The sequence below is a fragment of the Verrucosispora sp. SN26_14.1 genome, from assembly GCF_004307965.1.
Classification (GTDB): domain Bacteria; phylum Actinomycetota; class Actinomycetes; order Mycobacteriales; family Micromonosporaceae; genus Micromonospora.
Window position 1 is genome coordinate 1 of the sequence record NZ_SISL01000694.1, and the last position, 2,126, is coordinate 2,126.

At 71.9% G+C, this 2,126-nt stretch carries 3 protein-coding genes and 1 pseudogene; 3 read left to right on the forward strand and 1 reads right to left on the reverse strand.

Annotation, left to right across the window (positions count from 1 at the left end; translation table 11 throughout):
• The 3 genes and pseudogenes from EYA84_RS30985 to EYA84_RS30995 all read left to right on the forward strand — a co-directional run.
• Window positions 1–425, forward strand: a pseudogene (locus tag EYA84_RS30985) (cobalamin-binding protein); the annotation flags it as partial.
• Between the two features lie 77 nt (window positions 426–502).
• Window positions 503–862, forward strand: a complete 360-nt coding sequence (locus tag EYA84_RS30990) for an STAS domain-containing protein (protein ID WP_131057746.1) — start codon at window positions 503–505, stop codon at window positions 860–862.
• A gap of 59 nt (window positions 863–921) precedes the next feature.
• Window positions 922–1,368, forward strand: coding sequence for a response regulator (locus EYA84_RS30995; protein WP_131057747.1), 447 nt, complete (start codon window positions 922–924; stop codon window positions 1,366–1,368).
• Between the two features lie 109 nt (window positions 1,369–1,477).
• Here the strand turns inward: EYA84_RS30995 and EYA84_RS31000 are convergent.
• The coding region (locus EYA84_RS31000; protein ID WP_131057748.1) for a hypothetical protein at window positions 1,478–2,126 on the reverse strand (649 nt) is incomplete at its 5' end.

Below are 2,126 nucleotides of genomic sequence, written 5' to 3' on the forward strand. Positions count from 1 at the left end.
AGCGGGCGCTGCGGGCGGGGCCGCCACCGGCCAGCCTGGCGCACCTCGCCGACGACGAGTACGCCGCCCTGGTCGCCCGGCGCGGTGAGCTGATCGACAGCGCGCTGGCCGACCTGGCGCACCGACATCCGGCCGCCCGGGACTACACCCCGGCCCAGACCGACTCGACGGTCAGCGACCTCGGCCACGTCCTGGACTTCCTGGCCGCCGCGCTCTACGTCGACGACGACACGCTGTTCACCGAGTTCGTCGAGTGGATGGCGGCCGTGCTGGGCAGTCGCGGGGTGCCGGAGTCCGCCGTGGACACCGTCCTGAGCCACTACGCCCGCGTCCTGCAGGACTTCCCCCGCGCCGCCGGATACCTGCGGTCGGGCCGCGCGGTGGTGGCGGCGCGCTGCGCCCGTCCGGCACCCGCCGAGGCGTAGGATCCGGCCGGCTGTCAGGCTGGCTCTATACTTGCGCCACTGCAAGCATCCGTCTCTGGACGGCGGGAGGGATCACCGTGACGTTCACCGTCACGTACGCCGAGCGTCTCGGTGGCGGGCCGACCCGCCTCCGGCTCGCCGGCGAACTCGACATGAGCAGCGCCGGGCAACTCACCGCCGTCATCGAACGGCTGGCCGACGCCGGTGAGCGCCGGCTGCTGGTCGACCTGACAGACCTCACGTTCTGCGACTCGACGGGCATCTCGGTCTTCGTCCGGGGAGACAACCGGGCGGCGGCCGAGGGCGGCTGGTTGCGCGTCACCGGCGCCACCGGCCGGGTGCAGCGGGTGCTGACGGTGACGGGTCTCGCCGAGGTGCTGGGGTACGGTGCTGACGCCGTCGACCCGGCGGCCACCGACCGCCCGGGGATGGGCTAGATTTCCCGCCAGCGCGGGGCCGAGAGGTCCCGCCCTCGCCGACCTGAGGGCAGGTAACGATGGGCGCACGCACCCTTGACCCGGTACACATCCTCGTCGTCGACGACGATCCGGGTGACGTGCTCATGATCGAGGAGGCACTGGCCACCTCGACCGTCGACAAGGTCATCGACGTGGTCAGCGACGGCCAGGAGGCGATGGAGTTCCTGCGTCGCGAGGGGCGGCACACCGGGGCGCACCGGCCGGACGTCATCCTGCTCGACCTGAACATGCCCCGGATGGACGGGCGTCAGGTGCTGGGCGAGGTCAAGAACGACGAGGACCTGCGGACCATCCCGATCGTCGTGCTGACCACCTCGAACGCCGACACAGACATCATCAGCAGCTACACGCTGCAGGCCAACGCGTACGTCACCAAGCCGATCGACCTGGACGACTTCAACGACGTCGTGCACCGCATCGACGAGTTCTTCGGCCGGGTCGTCGTGCTGCCCAAGCGCGTCTGACACGTCACGTCGCGGTCGGGTCCGTCTCCGCCGGTCCGGCCGACGTCCCCGCCGGTCCGGCCGACGTCCCCGCCGGACACCAGGGACGGGCCGGACCGGCGACGGCGCGTCAGGTCAGTGCCGCCACGATCGTCTCGGCCCGCTGCTCGTGCTGCGCGTACGCGTACGGGTAGGCGGAGATCTGCACCGCCTGGGCGGCCAGCGTCATGCTCATCTGCTGCCAGCCCGGCACCTTCACCAGCGCCTCGTAGAAGGCACGTGAGGCGTAGGCGGGCCGCATCAGGTCGCGTACGGTGCCCCAGCCGCTGCTGGGCCGCTGCTGGAACAGTCCGACCGAGTCGTGGTCCCAGCCGATCGCCTGGTGCGGGTAGTTCTGCGACTCGGGCAGCACGCCGCTGGCGTAGTTGAGCAGCGTGCTCTCCTGCATGGCGGTGGCGACGGCGACGACGAGGCCCTGCCGCGGGATCTTGAGGTCCACGCCGACGTCCACGATCACCTTGGCGTTGTCCATCTGCGCCTGGGTCAGTCCGGCGACCGGCCTGGGTCGCGCCGGCGGGGCGGGCGTCGTCCTCTTGGGCTTCGGGGAGGTCGTCTTCTTCGGCGTCGGCGAGGCGCTCGGCGACGCGCTGGGGCTCGGGCTGGGCGGCGTGGGAGAGGGGCTGCGGTCGAAGGAACGGGAGGCGGGGTCGTCCTCGGCGGCCAGGGCGCGCTCGGCCACCGCATCGGCGACCCGGGCCCGGGGCGGTCTCTTATACCCA

What these genes read in the sequence shown, in the direction of transcription:
- EYA84_RS30995 (WP_131057747.1), top strand. Translation starts at nt 922, where the DNA reads ATGGGCGCACGCACCCTTGACCCGGTACACATCCTCGTCGTCGACGAC.